The organism is Pseudomonas faucium (assembly GCF_021602585.1).
In the GTDB taxonomy this organism is placed as follows: domain Bacteria; phylum Pseudomonadota; class Gammaproteobacteria; order Pseudomonadales; family Pseudomonadaceae; genus Aquipseudomonas; species Aquipseudomonas faucium.
In genome coordinates this window covers 1-17,761 of the sequence record NZ_BQIP01000005.1, presented here as the reverse complement: position 1 = coordinate 17,761, position 17,761 = coordinate 1, and the positions used below count along the sequence as shown (strand labels likewise).

The following is a 17,761-nucleotide window of genomic DNA, read 5'->3' as shown; positions in this document are numbered from 1 at the left end:
CGCTTAAACGATGGCGATCTGCGGGTCTGCCGCTGCCAGCGCCACGGCGCGGTCGGCGGCTGGCGGGTAAATCCAGACGGTGTTGATCTGGCGCTTGAGGTCCTTGCCTTCCTGGCCATGCAGTTTCAGCTCGCGCTCCCAGCCTTCACTGTAGGCCGCGCCCCAGTCACCGAGGTCCAGGCAGGTGACGTACTTGGGCTGGCGGTACACCACCGGCTGCACGCCAAGCAGGTCGGCCATGGCGTTGTTGCCACTGTGGCGGCCCATGGGGATGGCGTGCTGGCAGGTCATCAGGGCGTGGTTGCCGACCTCGTCCACGGCCGCCCAGGCGGTATCGCCGGTGGCGTAGATATGCGGCTGGCCCACCACCTTGAGGTGGTCATCGACCTTGAGCCGGCCGAACGCGTCGCGCTCGCCGGCAACCTGCGCAGTCAGCGGGCTGGCTTTGACGCCGACGGTCCAGATCACGGTCTTGCTGGCGATGTAGTCGCCATTGTCCAGGGTGACGCCACCGGCATCGACCGCAACCACCGACCTGCCGGTCAGCCACTCGACGCCTGCATGCTTGGAGGCGGCGACGATCGATGGCTTGATCCCTGCGCCCAAGGCCGCGCCAACACTGGCGCCACGGTCGACCAGCAACACCCGCACAGCGCTGTTCCCAAACACGGCGCGCAGGCGTGCAGGCATTTCAGTGGCGGTTTCGATGCCGGTGAAGCCACCGCCACACACCACCACGGTGTTGCGTGCAGGCGAGTCGGGCAGGGCGGCCAGGCTCGCCAGGTGCCGCTCAAGGCGCACGGCCGAGGCCATCTGGTCGACATCGAAGGTGTGCTCGGCAAGCCCCGGGACAGCCGGGCGTGCAACCTGGCTGCCGGCGGCCAGGATCAGCCGGTCATAGCTGATTTGCTGTGGCTGGCCGTGGCTGTCGGTGTAGCGCACGCTGCGGGCGTCGGCGTCGATGGCCTCGGCGCTGCCGCTGATGAAACGCACGCCAACGGCCTCGAACAGCTCGCCCACGGGGGCCTTCAAGGTGTGCGCGTTGGCTTCGTAGAGGCGGGGGCGAATGTGCAGCTCCGGCTGTGGCGCGAGCACGCTGATGCTCAGGTCGTCGCGCTGGGCCTGGTCGAGCAGGCGCGCGGCACTCAGGGCGCTCCATACGCCGGCGAAACCGGCACCGATGATCAGGATGTTGGATTTCATGCAGCTGCTCCGCAGATGTCGTACAGGGAATGAAGAAGGCTTCGATCACACGGCAGGTGTCTCTCGAATAACTACGACTCTATTGGTCGCAGTTTCTCTTTGCAAGTTTTTTCTTCGTACCGTGCAGGCAACTGATCGGTGGGCTGTAGGCAATTTCTGCTTCGCAGGCGGGCAGGGCGGCGGGGCGCAAGCCTTGATCTCACCCCCCCCCATCCGTTATAGATAAAAAGGAAACCACAAAGAAAAGAGGCCATTTCAGCCCCCATGTACGAGATCACACGTATCTTGCGCCCATCAGGCCCCCATTACGCACCCTGTGCTGATGGATACGGGCCCACCCCCATGCCCCTCTCTCCGCTTTCCAGCCTGTTCCACGTGTTGTCGATTCCGCCCGCCAACATCCTGCTCAGCCAGATGCGCAAACGCCCCGTCCCTCCACCTGCGCCGTAACGCCTGAATTCCACCACCCCCGGCCATTTGCCGTTTGGGGTTGGGGAGCCTTTGCATCTTTTTCAGCGTTCAACTGTTCAGGAATCTTTATGACTCTTCGTGTAGCTATCATCGGTGCCGGCCCGTCCGGCCTTGCGCAACTGCGTGCCTTCCAGTCCGCCCATGCCCAGGGCGCCCCCATGCCGCACATCGTCTGCTTCGAAAAGCAGGCCGACTGGGGCGGCATGTGGAACTACACCTGGCGCACCGGGCTCGACCAGCATGGCGAGCCGGTGCACGGCAGCATGTACCGCTACTTGTGGTCCAACGGCCCCAAGGAGTGCCTGGAGTTCGCCGACTACAGCTTCGATGAACATTTCGGCCGGCCGATTTCCTCGTATCCGCCGCGCGAGGTGCTGTGGGACTACATCCAAGGCCGTGTGCAGAAAGCTGGGGTGCGCGATTTCATCCGCTTCAACACCGTGGTCAAGCACGTCAGCTTCGATGAGCCGACGCGCACGTTCACCGTCAGCGCCCACGACTACGGCACAGGGGCCAGCATCGAGCAGGTGTTCGATTACGTGGTGGTCGCCAGCGGCCACTTCTCTACGCCGCACGTGCCGGAGTTCGCAGGCTTCGAGCGCTTCACCGGGCGCATCCTGCACGCCCACGATTTTCGCGAAGCGGTGGAATTCAAGGGCCAGGACCTGCTCATCGTTGGCAGCAGCTACTCGGCCGAAGACATCGGCTCGCAGTGCTACAAGTACGGTGCGCGCTCGATCACCACGGCGTTTCGCACCCAGCCGATGGGCTACAAATGGCCCAAAGGCTGGGAAGAGCGCCCGCAGCTGGTGCGGGTGGAGAATGACCTGGCGTACTTCGCCGATGGCTCGCACAAGCGCGTGGACGCCATCATCCTGTGCACCGGGTACCAGCATCACTTCCCGTTCCTGCCCGATGAGCTGACCCTCAAGACCAACAACCGCCTGTGGCCTGCGGGCCTGTACCAGGGCGTGGTCTGGGAGCGCAACCCGCAGTTGCTGTACCTGGGCATGCAGGACCTGTGGTACAGCTTCAACCTGTTCGACGCCCAGGCCTGGTTCGCCCGCGACTACATGCTCGGGCGCATCGAGCTACCGGCCAAGGCGGCCATGCAAGCCGACAGCGAGCGCTGGCGCGAGGACGAGGAGGGCCTGCAGACCACGGCCTCGATGTATGAATTCCAGGGCCGCTACATCCGCCACCTGATCGAGCAGACCGACTACCCAAGCTTCGACATCGACGCGGTCAATCGCATCTTCCTGCAATGGAAGCAGGACAAGAAGCACGACATCATGGGTTATCGCGACAAGTCCTACCGCTCGGTGATCACCGGCACCCAGGCGGTGCCCCACCACACCCGCTGGCTGCAGGCGATGGACGACTCGCTGCAGGAATACCTGCGCGAAACGGACGGCAAGCAAGCCCAGGTCAAGGCGCTGCGCCGGTAACCGCCCGCGGTTGCAGCACGGCGAGGTTGGCGACCCGGCGCGAGCGGCGTATGATTTGCGACAAAGTTGGTCGGAGATTGAAATGTCGCTTTACAGTGCTGGCGTCGAATACGGCATCCATTGCCTGCTCTACCTCGTGGACGAGCGCGGTGACACGCGCGAGTCCAGCGTGCGTGATCTTGCCGAGCTGCAAGGCGTGCCCCAGGAATACCTGGCCAAGGTGTTCACCAAGCTGGCGCGCGCCAAGCTGGTGGTGGCCACCGAAGGCGTGCGCGGCGGCTTTCGCCTGGCCCGGCCGTCGGACGAAATCACCGTGCTGGACATCGTCAACGCCATCGACGGGCCGAAGAAAATCTTCGACTGCCGCGAGATTCGCGAACGCTGCTCGCTGTTCGAGGGTTCGGCGCCGGGCTGGGCAACCGAGGGCACCTGCGCGATCCACGCGGTGATGCAGGGCGCGCAGAAGCGCATGGAAGACGCCCTGGCCCAGCAGACCATCCTCGACCTGGCCCGCCGCGTTGGGCGCAAGGCCCCGGCGGAGTTTGGCCGGCAGGTCGGTGAGTGGATGGGCGAGCGGCGTATCCCGGCGAGCCAGGCTTGACCTGCGCAGCCCCGCAAATCTGCGAAGTACCTGTGGGAGCCGGCTTGCCGGCGATAGGGCCCTCACAGGCAGCAGACCTTCAGCGCCCCTCGTGCTGGCGCCGATACGCCCCCGGTTGCACCCCCACCGCCTTGGCAAACGCCCGGGTAAACGCCGCCACCGACTGATACCCCACCTGCGCGCCCACCTGCTCCACGGTGTTGCCCGCCTGCAGCAACTGGCAGGCATGGCGCATGCGCAGCGCCAGCAGCACCTGCCCCGGCGACTGCCCGGCCAGTTCGTTGAAGCGCTTGAAAAACGCCGAGCGCGACAACCCCGTGACCGCCGCCATGCTCTCCAGCGTCCAGGCCTGCCCGGGCTCCTCGATCAGCCGCTCCAGCAACCCGGCAAATGCCGGCTGCCGGGCCAGCGCCACCAAACCGCCCAGGGAACGCCCGGCATGCACCTGCTGGCGCAGCACATACAGGAACAACAAGTGCGTCAGCCGCTCCAGCAAGGTCTGCGAAGGCGCCGGCAGGCGCTGGCATTCGTCCAGGATCAACTGGAACAGCGCCCGCGCCGCGTGCCCGGCAGGCTCATCGGCGCGCAACAGAATGCGGTCGGCCAGCCCCTCGACGATCAACGACGACAACCCCGGGCGAAAGTGAAAGAACCCGCACACCAGCCCCACGCCGTCCGCCGCCTGGCTATCGAGCGCCTGCATCACCTGGCGCGGCTGGGCGCAGGCGCTCAGCGGGTCCTGGTCGCTGGACAGCCGATAGCCCATGTCGCGCAGCAGAAACACCGCGTCCCCGGCCTCCAGCCGCTCGGCCTCGGCCTGGCCATCGACATGCAGCCAGCAATGCCCCTGCACCACCAGGTGAAAACTGGCCCGGCCCATGCCCTGGGTGCTGGCATGCCAGCCGCCGCAGTAGCGGCCGACGTGGAACAGGCTGGCATCGAGCTCTAGGCCCTCTAATAACCAATCGACAAGTGGGCTGGACGAAATCATCTAATGTAAAGACTCAGGAGCAAGGAAAGGCGACTGACGAATATGGAGGGTATTTCTTATAACCAACAGACTGTATGCACACACACCGAAGGAGACCACTCCATGTCCTCGCGCATTACTCTACACACTCTGCAGAGCGCCCCGGAAGCGGCCCGCCCGTTCCTCGAGAACGCCCAGAAGAATTCCGGCTTCATCCCCAACCTGCTGGGCGTGCTGGCCAACGCTCCGGCTGCGCTGGAAACCTACGTCACCGTGTCGGCGTTGAATGGCAAGGCCGAGCTGACGCTGGCCGAGCGCGAAGTGGTCCAGCTGATTGCCGCCACCCAGCACGGTTGCGACTTCTGCGTGGCCGGCCACACCGCCGTGGCGCTGAACAAGGCCAAGCTGCCACAGGACGTGGTCGATGCCCTGCGCGCCCGTGGCGAGCTGCCCGATGCGCGCTACGAGACCCTGGCCGAGTTCGCCCGCGAAGTCATCGCCACCCGCGGCAACGTCAGCGAAGCCACCTATAACGCCTTCCGCGAGGCCGGTTTCACCGAGGGCAACGCCCTGGAAGTGATTCTCGGCGTGAGCCTCGCAACCTTGTGCAACTTTGCTAATGTGTTCGCCCAGACGCCGCTCAACGACGAGCTGAGCAAGTACCGCTGGCAGCCTTCTGCATAAACCGCGCAAGGCGCCGTGGCGCCTGCGTTACCAAAAGGAGTAGGGATATGCTTGATGCTGCATTTGCCAAGTGGCTGGATGCCAATGCCGAGGCCATCGACCAGGGCCAGTGCGACCCCCAGCAGGTGCTGGCGCAGATTGCCGAGTCGCAGTTGCTGCGCGTCGGCGTCGACCCGGCGCTGGGTGGCAGTGGCGGTGCGGTGACCGACGCCGTCGAAGCCATCGCGGCCATCGCCAGCCGCTCGCTGGCCAGCGCCTTCGTCTGCTGGGGCCAGCGCGCCTTTATCGAGTACCTGCTGCAAAGCCCCAACCAGGCCCTGCGCGAGCGCTTGCTGCCGGGCCTGCTGACCGGCGAGCTGGCCGGTGCAACCGGGTTGTCCAATGCCATGAAGTTCCTCTCCGGCATCGAGGCGCTGCAAGTGCGCGCACGCCCCGAGGCCGACGGCTGGGCCCTGGAAGGCCGCCTGCACTGGGTGACCAACCTGCGCAAGAGCGGCTTCGTGGTGGCCGCGGCCATCGAGGATGACGCCGGCGGTGCGCCGTTCGTGCTGGCGATCCCCTCGCAAAGCGCAGGCCTTGAGCGCTCCGACGACCTGCAACTGATGGGCCTGCAGTCGAGCAACACCGCAGCCCTGGCGTTCCATCAGGTGGCCTTGAGCCGCGACTGGCTGCTGCATGAAAACGCCCGCGAATTCCTGCCCAAGGTGCGCCCGGCGTTCCTCGCACTGCAGTGCGGCATGGCCATCGGCCTGGCGCGCCGTTCGCTGGACGAAGTGCACGCGCACCTGCACGGGCGCCTGTCGTTCCTCGAAGAGCACCGCCAGGTCCTGAAAGAGCGCCTGGAAAACACCGTGGCCGAGCTCAAGCAGGGCCTGCTCGACGGGCGCTTCCAAAGCCAGCCGGCGGCGCTGTTCAAGCTGCGCATCACCCTCGCCGAAAGCGCCGCCGACGCGGTGCAACTGGAGCTGCAGGCCAGTGGCGGCAAGGCCTACCTCGATGAATTCGGCGCAGGCTTTGCGCGCCGCTGGCGCGAGTCGGCGTTCGTGCCGATCGTCACCCCGAGCCTGGTGCAACTGCGCGCCGAACTGCACCGCCAGGCGACTGCCGCATGAGCCACGCGTTACTCCAAGCCCGCGACATCAGCCTGGGCTACCCGCGCGAGGGCGGCTGGCAGGAGGTGCTGGCGCGCTTCGACCTGCAACTGGCGCCCGGGGAGGTGGTCACCATCCTTGGCCCCAGCGGGGTCGGCAAGTCCAGCCTGCTGCGGGTGCTGGCAGGTTTGCAGCAGCCGCGCAGCGGCAGCGTGACCCTGCACGGTGAAGCCCTGCAAGGCCCGCACCCGCGCCTGGCGGTGGCCTTCCAGGACCCCAGCCTGCTGCCCTGGCTGAACCTGGAAAAGAACGTCGCCTTCGGCCTGGACTTCGCCCGCCAGCCCAAGCTCGCCGCGGCCGAGCGCCGCGCGCGCATCGACCATGCGATCAGCGCCGTGGGCCTGGCCCATGCGCGCAACCAGTACCCGGCGCAGCTGTCCGGCGGCATGGCCCAGCGCACCGCGCTGGCCCGCTGCCTGGCGCGCCAGCCTGAAGTGCTGCTGCTCGACGAGCCGTTCGGCGCGCTGGACGAAGTGACCCGCGCCGACATGCAGCAACTGCTGCTGCAACTGATCGCCACGCACAACACGGCCGCGGTGCTGATCACCCACGATATCGACGAAGCCCTGCTGTTGTCCGACCGGGTGCTGCTACTGGGTGACCACCCAGCGCACATCCTCGGCCAATGGCCCATCGACCTGCCGCAGCCGCGTGCGCAGCGGGTCGAGGAGCTGGGCGCGCTGCGCATCGAGATTCTGAAAACCCTACGGCGGGCCAGCCGCACAGCCGAACCTTCCCCTACCTCGTTGCCTTCGGAGCCTGTCCATGTGCATGGATGACTGCTGTTCCACCACCTCGCGTCGTGATTTTCTCAAGCTCAGCGCCATGCTCACCGCCGCCGGTGCCGTGCCGCTGCTGTCGAGCCTGCAGGCGCGCGCCGCCGCCGAGCCTGACGCGCCGGTGCGCATCGGCTACCTGCCGATCACCGATGCAACGCCATTGCTGGTGGCGCACAACAATGGCCTGTTCGAGGCAGAAGGCATCAAGGCCGAGCGCCCGGTACTGCTGCGCAGCTGGGCGCAGGTGATCGAGGCGTTCATCTCCGGGCAGGTCAACGTCATTCACCTGCTGTCGCCGATGACCGTGTGGGCGCGTTATGGCAGCAAGGTGCCGGCCAAGGTGGTGGCGTGGAACCACGTCGGCGGCTCAGGGCTGACCGTGGCGCCGGACATAACCGACATGAAGCAGCTGGGCGGCAAGACCGTGGCCATCCCGTTCTGGTATTCGATCCACAACGTGGTGCTGCAGCAGATGCTCAACGACAACGGCCTGACGCCGGTGTCCAAGCCCGCCAACGCGCAGTTGGCGGCCAACGAGGTCAACCTGCTGGTGCTGCCGCCCTCGGACATGCCGCCGGCCCTGGCCAGCAAGCGCATTGCCGGCTACATCGTCGCCGAGCCGTTCAACGCCCTGGCCGAGAACCTCAAGGTCGGCCGCGTGCAGCGCTTTACTGGCGATGTGTGGCGCAACCATGCCTGCTGCGTGGTGTTCATGCACGAGCATGACCTGAACAACCGCCCCGAGTGGTCGCAAAAAGTGGTCAACGCCATCGTCAAGGCCCAGCACTGGACGCGCGATCACCGCGCCGAAGCCGCCGCGCTGCTGTCCAAGGCCGGCCCCAACAAGTACACCCCGCACGACCCGGCGGTGCTGGCCAAGGTGCTGGCGCCGGCTGCCGAGGACCGCGCCGGCTACATCGCCAGCGGCGCCATCCGCCACCAGCAATGGGACGAGAAGCGCATCGACTTCCAGCCGTACCCGTTCCCCAGCTACACCGAGGAGCTGGTCAAGCGCCTGAAGCACACCCTGATCGAAGGCGACAACGGCTTCCTGGCCGCACTGGACCCTGCGCAGACCGCACGCGACCTGGTCGATGACCGCTTCGTGCGCAACGCCATCGCCGCCGTCGGCGGGCCGTCGGTGTTCGGCATTGCCGACAACTTCGAGCGCAGCGAGGAGTTCGTGGTCTGATGCGCAAGCACGTCGTACATGCCGGCCTGGGTTTGGCCGGCCTGCTGGGTTTGTTGCTGCTGTGGTGGGCTGGGGTGGCGGTATTCGGCGAGGCCGACGGGCTGTCGGCGCGCTTCTCGCCCCAGGCCACCCTGGCCAGCCTGGTCGAGTTGCTGGGGCAGGGCGAGGTCTACGGGCACGTCTGGGTCAGCCTCAAGCGCATCCTCATCGGCTTGCTGCTGGCCTTGCTGATCGGCGTGCCACTGGGTTTGCTGGTGGGCAGCTACCGGCACCTGGAAGCGGCGACCACCCCGGCATTCCAGTTCCTGCGGATGATTTCGCCGCTGTCGTGGATGCCGGTGGTGGTGATGCTGATGGGGGTGGGCGACCAGCCGATCTACTTCCTGCTGGCCTTCGCGGCGTTGTGGCCGATCCTGCTCAACACCGCCGCTGGCGTGCGCCAGCTCGACCCGCGCTGGCTGCAACTGAGCCGCAGCCTCAGCGCCACGCGCTGGGAAACCTTGTGCAAGGTGATCGTGCCCGGGGTGATCGGGCATGTGCTGACCGGGGTGCGCCTGGCGATCGGCATCTTGTGGATCGTGCTGGTGCCGTGCGAGATGCTGGGGGTGAGTGCGGGGCTGGGGTATTTCATCCTGGATACCCGCGACCGGCTGGCGTACTCGGAGCTGATGGCCATGGTGCTGCTGATCGGCGTGCTGGGGTTCATGCTCGATGCCCTGGCGCGTGGGCTGCATCGGCGCTGGGTGCATGCCTGACGGGCCAGTGTGGCCCTATCGCCGGCAAGCCGGCTCCCACATCGAGGGCGGTGAGCATCCTGTGGGAGCCGGCTTGCCGGCGATAGGGCGCTCGGCTCAATGCACGGTCTTGCGCTGCCTCACACACTCGCGCGCCTGCACGGCCAACTCATCCAGGCGCTCATCGCGCTGCTGCTCGGCCTCGATCATCGCCTCTTCACCCTGCTGATTGAGCAGGTAGGTGTGAATCTGATGCACCTCCTGGGCCTGGTAGATCGGCGCAATGTCCAAGCGCCCGATCAACGCCCCGCTGGCCACCCCGGTACTGCTCATCAATACCTGCGGCCCGCTGGCCGCCACCACCTGCATGCCCATGGCCTCGAACCACGGCACCTGGTGCGCAAAGGCATTCAGCTCGACGCTGGCAAAGCGTGCCTGCACATCGCCCAGCAGGGCGCGGGCGACACCCTCGCGGCGGCGCTCGGGCACCACGGCAAGGAAGGCCAGGGCACAGGCTTGGGGGTTGTCCTGGGCGGGCAGGGTGAGGGCGAAGCCGAGCAGCTGGTCCGGCGCTTCGGCATCCAGCGCCAGGGTCAGCTGCACGGCCAGCCCGCGGGTGCCGTCCATGGCCTGCAGGTACTGATGCACCTCCATGCCGACGCCGTACTGGTACAGCGGATACAGCGGGTTATCGGCACGAATGGCGACGCTGCTCAGGTCGCCGACGTGGTGGATCACCAGCTCACGGATCTGGTTCTGGAAAGATTCGGGCGGCACGCTGTCGAGGCGGCTCAGGATGAACATCGGGGGGCGGGCTCCGGCTGCAGGTGGATCACCCCGCGCCGGGGTGGCGCGGGGTGCACAGTCTAAACCCTTTTTGCCGGGTCAGCCTCTTGCCTGCAGGCCCGCGAGCATCAGGTCGAGGTTCTGCACCGCCGCGCCCGAGGCGCCTTTGCCGAGGTTGTCGAACACCGCCGTCAGCAGCACCTGGCCGTGCTCGGGGTTGGCGTACAGCGCCAGGCGCAGGTCGTTGCTGTCGTTCAGGGCCTCGGGGTCCAGGGCGGTGGCCGCGCCGTGCTGGTGCAGGGGCATGACCTGCACATGGCGGGCACCCTGGTAGTGACGCTGCAGGCAGGCCTGCAGCTGCTCGGCGCTGACGCCCGGCAGCAGGCGCAATTGCAGCGGGATGCTCAGCACGATGCCCTGGCGGTAGGCGGCATACCCTGGCAGGAACACCGGGCGCGCCGACAGCCCGGCGTGCAGCTCGATTTCCGGCACATGCTTGTGGGCCAGTTCCAGGCCATACATCTGCAGGGTCGGCGCCGTTTCGCCGCCCCCCTGCTCATGGCGCTCGACCGCCGCCCGGCCGCCGCCGGAGTAACCCGAGATGGCGTGGATGCTCAGCGGGTAGTCGGCCGGCAGCAGGCCGGCGTTGACCAGCGGGCGCAACAGGGCGATGGCGCCGGTGGGGTAGCAGCCGGGGTTGCTGACGCGGGTGGCCTGGGCGATGCGCTCGGCTTGCTGTGCATCGAGCTCCGGCAGGCCATACACCCAGCCTGGGGTGGTGCGGTGCGCAGAGCTTGCATCGATCACCCGCACCGCAGGGTTGCGGATCGCGGCCACGGCGTCGCGGGCAGCGTCGTCGGGCAGGCAGAGCAGGGCGATGTCGGCGCTGTTGATGGCGTCGCTGCGCCGCTGCGGGTCCTTGCGCTCGGCTTCGGGCAGGGTCAGCAGCTGCAGGTCGTCACGCCCGTGCAGGCGTGCGTGGATCTGCAGGCCGGTGGTGCCTTGGTCGCCATCGATGAAAACTACAGGGGTGTGCATGGTCGGGGTCCGGTGCGAAGAAGATGGCCTATGCTCGCTTGTCGCCCAGATAATGGAAATTTGAATATCATGACGCTGACGTTCATCTTTTCTGAACCAACAGGACCCTGCCCCCATGCGCGAAATCAGCCTCGACCGCCTTCGCACGCTGGTCGTCATCGCTGACCTCGGCTCGTTCGCCGAGGCCGCCCGCCAGCTCAACCTGGCGCCCCCGACCATCAGCCTGCACGTGGCCGAGCTCGAGGCGCGGGTAGGGGCGCCGTTGCTGACCCGCAACCGCAACCAGGTGCGCCCGACGCCCACCGGCGACACCCTGCTGGCCCGCGCCCGGCGCCTGCTGGCCGATGCCGACCAGGCGCTGGACGAAGTGCGCCGGCAAGTGCAGGGCCTTACCGGCCGGGTGCGCCTGGGCGCCTCGACCGGTGCCATTGCCCACCTGCTGCCCAAGGCGCTGGAGCACTTGCGGGTGGCGCACCCGGGCATCGACGTGCAAGTGCAGGTACTGACCTCCCAGGCGTCGCTGGCGCGCCTGCGCGAAGGCGCCCTGGACATCGGCCTGGTGGCCTTGCCGCAAGTGGCAGGCAAGGGCGTGCGGCTCACCCCCTGGCGGCGCGACCCGATCCTGGCCTACGTGCCTGCCGACTGGCAGCCGCCGGCCAAGGTCACCCCGGCCTGGCTGGGGCAGCGGGCGCTGATTCTCAATGACGGCAGCACCCAGCTGTCGCGGGTGATCGGTGAATGGTTCGCCGCCGCCGGCTTGTACCCCGAGGCGCGGATCGAGCTGAACTACAACGATGCGATCAAGAGCCTGGTGGGCGCCGGTTACGGCGCCACCTTGCTGCCTCAGGAAGGCGAGGCGGCGGAGCTGGACCGGCGGGTGCTGCGCCGGCCGTTGCGGCCGGGGTTGTGGCGGCAGCTGGGCATTGCTTGCAGGGAAGGGGAGGTGGAGAAGGCCACCGGGCATGTGCTGGAGGCGCTGGAGCGCTTGCGCCAGTAAGGGGGCTGCTGCGCAGCCCATCGCCGGCAAGCCGGCTCCCACAAGGACTGAAAGCTGGCGCGATCCCCTGTGGGAGCCGGCTTGCCGGCGATTGGGCCGCAAGCGGCCCCAGTTCTCAACCCCGCTCTCGCAGCCTCACGGCCGTCACGGTCTCGCCGCCAACCCCCCAGTTATCGGTCGGCACTTCTTCGATCACCACGAAGGTGCTCGCCGGCGGCTTGCCCAGCACCTCCTGCAGCAGACGCGTCGTGCCTTCGATCAACTGGCGCTTGTGCTCGGCGCTGACACCTTCTTCAGTCACGCGGATATGAACATATGGCATGGCTGCAATCTCCTCTGTTCAGTGCCAGGTACCGGCGGTGCTGCCGCCGTCCACCGGCAGGATGACGCCGCTGACGAAGCGTGCGTCGGTCAGGTACAGCACGGCGTCCACCACATCCTGCGGTGCGCCGGTGCGGCCGCTGGGCGACAAGGCGCCCAGGCCCTGGACATTGCTGCCATGCAGCGGCGTATCGATGATGCCGGGCGCCACCGCGTTGACCTGCACGCCGCTGGCCGCCAGCTCCAGGGCCAGGCCCTTGACCGCCTGGTTCAGGCCGCCCTTGACCAGCACCGGCAGCAGCGCCGGCACGCGGGTGTCCGGCTGCAGGGCAACCGAGGCGGTGATGGCGATGATATGCCCGTGCCCTTGCGCGGCCATGATCCGTGCCGCCGCCTGGGATGGGTAGAAGAAGCCTTTGAGGTTGGTGCCGACCAAGGCGTCGACGTCCTCCTCGCTGTACTCGGTAAAGGGCTTGGGAATGAAGATCCCGGCGTTGTTGATCAGGATGTCGACGCCGCCGAAGCGTTCCAGCGCTGCGGCAAACAACCGCTGTGCGGTGTCGGCCTGGGCGATGTCACCGGCCACGCCGATGAAACGTTGAGGCTGGCCGAGGCGGGCGGCTGCCTGGTCCAGGCGTGCCTGGCTGCGGGCGTTGCCGACCACGTTGTCGCCACGCTCGAGAAACGCCTCGGCGAGGGCGAAGCCAAGGCCGCTCGAGGCCCCGGTGATGATGACGGTTCTTGGCTGGGTCATGCTGGCGTACTCCGGTAGATGAGCCGGTCGGCTCGGTGTGGTGACCACTTTAGGTCGCAACCAGCGCTTGAAAAATGAGGTGGATGGCATTTCAATCGATACACCGTGTAATCAATCGAGCCACCATGACCCGCCATTTCGATGACCTTCAACTGGGCAGCCTGGAGCTGTTCTGCCTTGCCGCCGACCACGGCAGCTTCACCGCCGCCGCCAGCGAGGCGGGTGTCACCCCGGCGGCGGTGAGCCGCAGCGTGGCGCGCCTGGAGGAGCGCCTGGGGGTGCGCTTGTTCGTGCGCACCACCCGGCAGATGCGCCTGTCCGACGCGGGGCAGGCGTACTACCAGCAGTGCCGCCAGGCGCTCGGGCAGCTGGTGGAGGCGGAACGCCAGGTCACCGGGGGCCAGGCCGCGCCCAGCGGGCGCTTGCGCATCAGCGCGCCGACGCCCTACGCCCACCATCGCCTGCTGCCGCTGCTGCCGCGTTTTCGAGCGCGCTACCCGCAGGTGCAGGTGGACGTACATGTCAGCAACCGCAACGTGGACTTCGCCGAAGAACACTTCGACCTGGCCATCCGCGGCCGCGAGCCGGCCGACTCGCGCTTGGTGGCACGGCGCCTGGAGGATGCCGAACTGGTGGTGGTGGCAACCCCCGGCTACCTGGCCCGCATGGGCACGCCGCAGGTGCCCGAAGACCTTTCCCAGCACGAATGCATCCAGTTCGAGCTGGCCAGCACGGGCCGTCGCCCGCCGTGGAGTTTTCGCCGCGAAGGGCGCGAGTGGGAAATCGAGACCCAGGGCGGATTCACCTGCCAGGGCGACTTCCTCGCCACGGCGACCCTGGTGCGCTATGGCGGCGGGTTGATGCAGGCGTACCGCTTCACCGTGCAGGATGCGCTGGACAGTGGCGAGTTGGTGGAGGTGCTTGCCGAGTATGGCGGGACTTCACGGCCGTTCATGCTGATCTACCCGCAGGCGCGGCATATGCCGTTGCGGGTGCGGGTGTTCATCGACTTTCTGGTTGATGAGGGGCATTCGGGCTAAGCGCAGCTATGCTTTTTGCTGCATCGAGCCCCTGTTTCTCGATGAACTTTCCGATTTCCCAGGAGGACGCTTCATGAAATCCATGACACTGCTGGTGATTGCTTCTGTGCTGAGTGTTGCCGCCCATGCTGACCCTGCCAGCAATTGCGACGCGAAGATCAAGAACCTGGAAGACATCCACAAGGCCAGTGGCCAAGCGCTGCATGGCGGCATGGCCCATGACTTCAAAGAGCACCTGAAAACGGCCAAGGCGGCTCGCGAAAAAGGCGACATGGCCCAGTGCCAGGCCTCGGCTGACCAGGCCTTGACCATCTACAACAAGGCGCGCAACAAGTAGGCGAGGCTGTGGAGCGGGCAAGCCCGCTCCCACAGTGGGGCGCGCAAGTTATCGGGTTTTGCGCGCCTCAGAACCACCGATCGCTTTTCTTGCGCCCCCGGGTCAGCGCCGGCAAGATCAACCCGGCCAGCAACCCCGCCCCGGCAATGCTGCCGCCATACACCATGTAGCGCATCATCACCTGCTTGTTCTCATCGCCCAGCCGCGCCTGGGTATCGCGCAGGCTCGACTGGCTCTGGTCGAGCTGCTCGTTGAGCGCCTTGTTGCGCGCTTGCAGCTCATCGATCAGCTGCTTGCGCGAATCCAGGGTTTCCTGCATGCCCTGCACGCGGTTCTTCCAACTGTCATCGATGCTCTTCAACTGCCCGGAAAGGTCGGCCACCTGAGCGTCCAGCTGCGGCAGACGATCGCCCTGGCCCGGCACCGACTGCAGGTCGCTGGTGAGGATCCACACCAGGTCGCCGTTCTGCCCACGCACCTGGCTGTAGTTGCCCTGGCTGCCGACCAGGGTGAGTTTCTGCCCGGACTTGAGCGTGCCGACGATGCGGTGGCCGTCGGTCGGGCCACTGCGCACGTAGGTGCTCAGGCTGTCACTGACCCAGCGCGCATCGCTGGCCGGCTCTTCGGCATGCACGGGGGCGGCGAGGGCCACCAGGGCGGCGAGCAAGGTGCCGCGCAGGGCTGGGAGGGCGAGGGAGGCTGGGCGGGATTCAGGCATGTTGGGTCTTCGCTGCAACAGGAAATATAGGCCCGGTGATGGCACGGGCCGGCGAACTGGTCGGTGAATTGACCGTCAGCGAAAGACCGTATTTTTGTAGGCAGGTTCACTGACGGAGGCAGGAATTGTCTGCAGAATGTTGCAAGTGGCGATCTAGAGCGCCTCGCTTGGCGAGCGCCCACCCGGCTCGGCGCGGTGGGCTTGCCCGGGGCAACGTCACTGCCGCGAAGCGCCGGCGTGAAGGGGCAGATCGGCGATGTAGTCACCCAGCTTGCGCCCCAGGCCGTGGTCGTCCTGCTGCAGCAGCACGTCGAACAGCAGCTGGCTGAGGCTGGAGCGCGGCGCCAGCGTTTCCTCGTTCGGCAGGTTGAACTGCCACTGCTGCCTCAGCGCCCGTTCGCCCATCGACAACATGCTGGCGGCCAGCGTGCTGCTGGCGTGGCGCTTGGTCACGTGGGTGCGGGTGATGTACGTCAGCGCACCGCGTATGGCGCTGTCGGCCAGCAGCCACGCATGGCGCACCGGGTGCGCCATGAGCAACTGGGCGGCCATCTCCAGGGCCTTTGTCCGGGTGTCGAAGGGCAGCCCGTGTTCCGTGCAGCGGGTGGCGAGGTGGGCGTAGACCTCCTCGGCCGAGAGCGCCTCGATCAGCGCGATGATCTGCACCCGCCACTGCGGCAGCGGGCCCGCCGACAGCTCCTTGTGCATCACCCGGTACAGCTGCGCCAGGTTCGTGCGCTGATAGCCGTCCAGGCTGACATTGGCGACCCAGTGCACCTTTTTCTGCCACGCCTTGGGCGCCAGGTCGTTGCTGAAGGCATCCAGGGGCGAGTCGGGGTCGACCAGCAGCACCGATTCTTCGTGCAGCACCTGCAGTATCTCGGTGTCCATGGCCTTCGAAGGGCTGACCCGGGCCTCATGGCCAGCCTGATCTGCGGGCATCAGGCAATTGCGCTGGGTGTCCATGCGCACTTCGAGCATGGCCAGCAACTGCAGCTTGCGGGTGAACGAGAGGGTGTGCAGCAGCAGCGGTTTGCGTTTTGCCAGCGACCAGTGCGCCTTGACCCGCTTGCGCTGGTCGACGGCCTGCGCCTGCCTCGCCGCTTCGCGCGCATCCAGGCACGGCCGGCAGGTGCAGTCACGGCGCCAGCGCGAGCGGTCGGGGAAGTAGTGGCGGTGCGCGCAGGTCTTGCAGAACGCCAGGTTCTCGTTCCAGCTGTGGGTCGTCCTGCTCTTGCGCCGTTCGAACAGGCTGGCCTCGCAGTACGGGCAGGCCAGCGCGGGGCAGGGCACGGGAGGGAAGGTCTTGATCAGGCTGCTGGGCGCCACGTCGATGTCGTAACGCTTGATCAAGAGGGCAATTTTTTCACCGCTGATGTATTCGCTGTACAACGCCTCGACCTGGTCAGCGGTAAGGTGTTGCAGCTTCGCTTCGAATTCGGACAAACCTGATTCTCCCTGCGTAAAGTCGCCTGTTGAGTACGTCAGGGATCATGCTGGCTGCCAAAGCATGCTGTGAAGTGGCTAGGCTGTAGGATAAATCGCTGAAAATCGTAGTACTTCTCCGAACGTGAAATATGTGCCGCCGCGAACGCGACGAAGGGCAGGCCCTCGGCGTCGCCTGCCCGGGCACAGGCACTAGACTCAAAGGCTCACTGTTCATCCCTGGAGCCTTTGATCATGACTGCCAAGAACACGATCTGCCTGTGGTTCAACCAGGACGCTGAAGAGGCGGCAAACTTCTATGCCAAAACCTTCCCCGACAGCCGGGTGATCGCCGCGCACCCCGCGCCCAGCGACTACCCCTCGGGCAAGGCCGGCGATGTGATCACCGTCGAGTTCACGGTCATGGGCATCCCCTGCGTGGGGCTCAATGGCGGCCCGACGTTCAAGCACAGCGAGGCGTTTTCGTTTCAGGTCAGCACCGAGGACCAGGCCGAAACCGACCGCTTGTGGGACGCCATCATCGGTAATGGTGGCGAAGCCAGCGTGTGCGGCTGGTGCAAGGACAAGTGGGGGATTTCCTGGCAGATCTGCCCACGGATTCTCATCGAGGCGCTGGGCAACCCGGACCGGGCCGCAGCCAAGCGCGCGTTCGAGGCGATGATGAACATGGGCAAGATCGATGTGGCGGCGATCGAGGCGGCGTTGCGTGGGTGAGTGGGGATTTTTGCGGCTCGTCTGGGGTTTGGTGGGGGCCTTGAGATCGAGCGCCGCCCGCGCGGCGCATCGCGGATAAATCCGCTCCTACATTTGTTGCAACGTGCCATGGCCTGTCAGGCCATGGTTGTCCGCTCTTGGTGCCCGCCGAGAAACCGCGTCGTACAAACAAGGCTGACAACCATGGCCTATCAGACATAGGTACGTTGCAACAAATGTAGGAGCGGATTTATCCGCGATGCGCCGCGCGGGCGGCGCTCGATCTCATGAACACCCAAAGGCTCAAGCCAAGCGCCTCAAACCCTGCTCAAGCGAATGATCTGCCGAGCACAGAACGCCCCAGTCAGAATCACCCCGAACAACCGCAACGTCTGCAT

At 66.3% G+C, this 17,761-nt stretch carries 19 protein-coding genes; 11 read left to right on the top strand and 8 right to left on the bottom strand.

The features are described 5' to 3' along the window. Positions 1-3: 3 nt before the first annotated feature. Positions 4-1,203: an NAD(P)/FAD-dependent oxidoreductase gene (locus L6D75_RS07935; protein ID WP_176514929.1), complete on the bottom strand. Its 1,200-nt coding sequence runs from the start codon at positions 1,201-1,203 to the stop codon at positions 4-6. Positions 1,204-1,742: 539 nt separating this feature from the next. Here L6D75_RS07935 and L6D75_RS07930 point away from each other — a divergent pair. Both L6D75_RS07930 and L6D75_RS07925 read left to right on the top strand, forming a co-directional pair. Then, positions 1,743-3,122, top strand: coding sequence for an NAD(P)-binding domain-containing protein (locus L6D75_RS07930; protein ID WP_176514927.1), 1,380 nt, complete (start codon positions 1,743-1,745; stop codon positions 3,120-3,122). A gap of 82 nt (positions 3,123-3,204) precedes the next feature. Further along, entirely contained in the window at positions 3,205-3,723 is a 519-nt protein-coding gene (locus L6D75_RS07925; RefSeq protein WP_176514925.1) for an RrF2 family transcriptional regulator, read from the top strand. Between the two features lie 79 nt (positions 3,724-3,802). Here the strand turns inward: L6D75_RS07925 and L6D75_RS07920 are convergent, their stop codons facing one another. Further along, positions 3,803-4,714 (bottom strand): AraC family transcriptional regulator, encoded by a 912-nt coding sequence (locus L6D75_RS07920; protein ID WP_176514923.1) that lies wholly within the window; start codon positions 4,712-4,714, stop codon positions 3,803-3,805. Between the two features lie 102 nt (positions 4,715-4,816). Between L6D75_RS07920 and L6D75_RS07915 the strand changes: the two genes are divergently transcribed. The 5 genes from L6D75_RS07915 to L6D75_RS07895 are packed head-to-tail and all read left to right on the top strand — an operon-like array spanning position 4,817 to position 9,254. Further along, positions 4,817-5,377 carry a carboxymuconolactone decarboxylase family protein gene (locus L6D75_RS07915; protein WP_176514921.1) on the top strand — a complete coding sequence of 187 codons (561 nt, stop codon included), beginning with the start codon at positions 4,817-4,819 and terminating at the stop codon, positions 5,375-5,377. A 47-nt stretch (positions 5,378-5,424) separates the two neighbouring features. Then, positions 5,425-6,489 carry an acyl-CoA dehydrogenase family protein gene (locus tag L6D75_RS07910; RefSeq protein ID WP_176514919.1) on the top strand — a complete coding sequence of 355 codons (1,065 nt, stop codon included), beginning with the start codon at positions 5,425-5,427 and terminating at the stop codon, positions 6,487-6,489. Then, positions 6,486-7,307: an ABC transporter ATP-binding protein gene (locus L6D75_RS07905; protein ID WP_176514918.1), complete on the top strand. Its 822-nt coding sequence runs from the start codon at positions 6,486-6,488 to the stop codon at positions 7,305-7,307. The genes L6D75_RS07910 and L6D75_RS07905 overlap by 4 nt, the downstream gene beginning before the upstream one ends. Beyond that, complete coding sequence (locus tag L6D75_RS07900; RefSeq protein ID WP_176514916.1) at positions 7,294-8,499, top strand: ABC transporter substrate-binding protein; 1,206 nt, start codon at positions 7,294-7,296, stop codon at positions 8,497-8,499. The genes L6D75_RS07905 and L6D75_RS07900 overlap by 14 nt, the downstream gene beginning before the upstream one ends. Continuing rightward, positions 8,499-9,254, top strand: a complete 756-nt coding sequence (locus L6D75_RS07895; protein WP_176514914.1) for an ABC transporter permease — start codon at positions 8,499-8,501, stop codon at positions 9,252-9,254. The genes L6D75_RS07900 and L6D75_RS07895 overlap by 1 nt, the downstream gene beginning before the upstream one ends. A gap of 96 nt (positions 9,255-9,350) precedes the next feature. On the opposite strand, the gene L6D75_RS07890 is transcribed toward L6D75_RS07895, so the two are convergent. After that, positions 9,351-10,037 carry a GNAT family N-acetyltransferase gene (locus L6D75_RS07890; protein WP_176514912.1) on the bottom strand — a complete coding sequence of 229 codons (687 nt, stop codon included), beginning with the start codon at positions 10,035-10,037 and terminating at the stop codon, positions 9,351-9,353. Positions 10,038-10,118: 81 nt separating this feature from the next. Beyond that, positions 10,119-11,057, bottom strand: coding sequence for an N-acetyl-gamma-glutamyl-phosphate reductase (gene argC / locus L6D75_RS07885; RefSeq protein WP_176514910.1), 939 nt, complete (start codon positions 11,055-11,057; stop codon positions 10,119-10,121). A gap of 115 nt (positions 11,058-11,172) precedes the next feature. Between argC and L6D75_RS07880 the strand changes: the two genes are divergently transcribed. Beyond that, the gene (locus L6D75_RS07880) at positions 11,173-12,054 is read left to right on the top strand and encodes a LysR family transcriptional regulator (RefSeq protein ID WP_176514908.1); all 882 of its coding nucleotides are present in this window, start codon (positions 11,173-11,175) and stop codon (positions 12,052-12,054) included. A 115-nt stretch (positions 12,055-12,169) separates the two neighbouring features. Here L6D75_RS07880 and L6D75_RS07875 read toward each other — a convergent pair whose 3' ends face one another. Together L6D75_RS07875 and L6D75_RS07870 are read right to left on the bottom strand one after the other, a co-directional pair. Beyond that, positions 12,170-12,376 (bottom strand): tautomerase family protein, encoded by a 207-nt coding sequence (locus L6D75_RS07875; protein WP_176514906.1) that lies wholly within the window; start codon positions 12,374-12,376, stop codon positions 12,170-12,172. An 18-nt stretch (positions 12,377-12,394) separates the two neighbouring features. Further along, positions 12,395-13,129, bottom strand: a complete 735-nt coding sequence (locus tag L6D75_RS07870) for an SDR family NAD(P)-dependent oxidoreductase (protein ID WP_176514904.1) — start codon at positions 13,127-13,129, stop codon at positions 12,395-12,397. Positions 13,130-13,254: 125 nt separating this feature from the next. Here L6D75_RS07870 and L6D75_RS07865 point away from each other — a divergent pair, with 125 nt between their 5' ends. Both L6D75_RS07865 and L6D75_RS07860 read left to right on the top strand, forming a co-directional pair. Continuing rightward, on the top strand, positions 13,255-14,169 hold the full coding sequence (locus L6D75_RS07865; RefSeq protein ID WP_176514902.1) for a LysR family transcriptional regulator: 915 nt from the start codon (positions 13,255-13,257) through the stop codon (positions 14,167-14,169). A gap of 73 nt (positions 14,170-14,242) precedes the next feature. Next, positions 14,243-14,506, top strand: a complete 264-nt coding sequence (locus L6D75_RS07860) for a hypothetical protein (RefSeq protein ID WP_176514900.1) — start codon at positions 14,243-14,245, stop codon at positions 14,504-14,506. A gap of 67 nt (positions 14,507-14,573) precedes the next feature. Here L6D75_RS07860 and L6D75_RS07855 read toward each other — a convergent pair whose 3' ends face one another. Next, positions 14,574-15,224, bottom strand: coding sequence for a TIGR04211 family SH3 domain-containing protein (locus L6D75_RS07855; protein WP_176514898.1), 651 nt, complete (start codon positions 15,222-15,224; stop codon positions 14,574-14,576). A 216-nt stretch (positions 15,225-15,440) separates the two neighbouring features. Then, a complete protein-coding gene (locus tag L6D75_RS07850; RefSeq protein ID WP_176514896.1) occupies positions 15,441-16,670 on the bottom strand; it encodes a hypothetical protein in 1,230 nt (409 codons plus the stop codon). Between the two features lie 234 nt (positions 16,671-16,904). On the opposite strand from L6D75_RS07850, the gene L6D75_RS07845 reads away from it, so the two are divergent. Beyond that, the gene (locus tag L6D75_RS07845) at positions 16,905-17,384 is read left to right on the top strand and encodes a VOC family protein (RefSeq protein ID WP_236193475.1); all 480 of its coding nucleotides are present in this window, start codon (positions 16,905-16,907) and stop codon (positions 17,382-17,384) included. The last annotated feature ends 377 nt before the right edge of the window (positions 17,385-17,761 follow it).

Bases quoted from the DNA above. Each gene is read 5' to 3' on its own strand.
- L6D75_RS07935 (WP_176514929.1), bottom strand. From the start codon at position 1,203: ATGAAATCCAACATCCTGATCATCGGTGCCGGTTTCGCCGGCGTATGG.
- L6D75_RS07930 (WP_176514927.1), top strand. From the start codon at position 1,743: ATGACTCTTCGTGTAGCTATCATCGGTGCCGGCCCGTCCGGCCTTGCG.
- L6D75_RS07925 (WP_176514925.1), top strand. From the start codon at position 3,205: ATGTCGCTTTACAGTGCTGGCGTCGAATACGGCATCCATTGCCTGCTC.
- L6D75_RS07920 (WP_176514923.1), bottom strand. From the start codon at position 4,714: ATGATTTCGTCCAGCCCACTTGTCGATTGGTTATTAGAGGGCCTAGAG.
- L6D75_RS07915 (WP_176514921.1), top strand. From the start codon at position 4,817: ATGTCCTCGCGCATTACTCTACACACTCTGCAGAGCGCCCCGGAAGCG.
- L6D75_RS07910 (WP_176514919.1), top strand. From the start codon at position 5,425: ATGCTTGATGCTGCATTTGCCAAGTGGCTGGATGCCAATGCCGAGGCC.
- L6D75_RS07905 (WP_176514918.1), top strand. From the start codon at position 6,486: ATGAGCCACGCGTTACTCCAAGCCCGCGACATCAGCCTGGGCTACCCG.
- L6D75_RS07900 (WP_176514916.1), top strand. From the start codon at position 7,294: ATGTGCATGGATGACTGCTGTTCCACCACCTCGCGTCGTGATTTTCTC.
- L6D75_RS07895 (WP_176514914.1), top strand. From the start codon at position 8,499: ATGCGCAAGCACGTCGTACATGCCGGCCTGGGTTTGGCCGGCCTGCTG.
- L6D75_RS07890 (WP_176514912.1), bottom strand. From the start codon at position 10,037: ATGTTCATCCTGAGCCGCCTCGACAGCGTGCCGCCCGAATCTTTCCAG.
- argC (WP_176514910.1), bottom strand. From the start codon at position 11,057: ATGCACACCCCTGTAGTTTTCATCGATGGCGACCAAGGCACCACCGGC.
- L6D75_RS07880 (WP_176514908.1), top strand. From the start codon at position 11,173: ATGCGCGAAATCAGCCTCGACCGCCTTCGCACGCTGGTCGTCATCGCT.
- L6D75_RS07875 (WP_176514906.1), bottom strand. From the start codon at position 12,376: ATGCCATATGTTCATATCCGCGTGACTGAAGAAGGTGTCAGCGCCGAG.
- L6D75_RS07870 (WP_176514904.1), bottom strand. From the start codon at position 13,129: ATGACCCAGCCAAGAACCGTCATCATCACCGGGGCCTCGAGCGGCCTT.
- L6D75_RS07865 (WP_176514902.1), top strand. From the start codon at position 13,255: ATGACCCGCCATTTCGATGACCTTCAACTGGGCAGCCTGGAGCTGTTC.
- L6D75_RS07860 (WP_176514900.1), top strand. From the start codon at position 14,243: ATGAAATCCATGACACTGCTGGTGATTGCTTCTGTGCTGAGTGTTGCC.
- L6D75_RS07855 (WP_176514898.1), bottom strand. From the start codon at position 15,224: ATGCCTGAATCCCGCCCAGCCTCCCTCGCCCTCCCAGCCCTGCGCGGC.
- L6D75_RS07845 (WP_236193475.1), top strand. From the start codon at position 16,905: ATGACTGCCAAGAACACGATCTGCCTGTGGTTCAACCAGGACGCTGAA.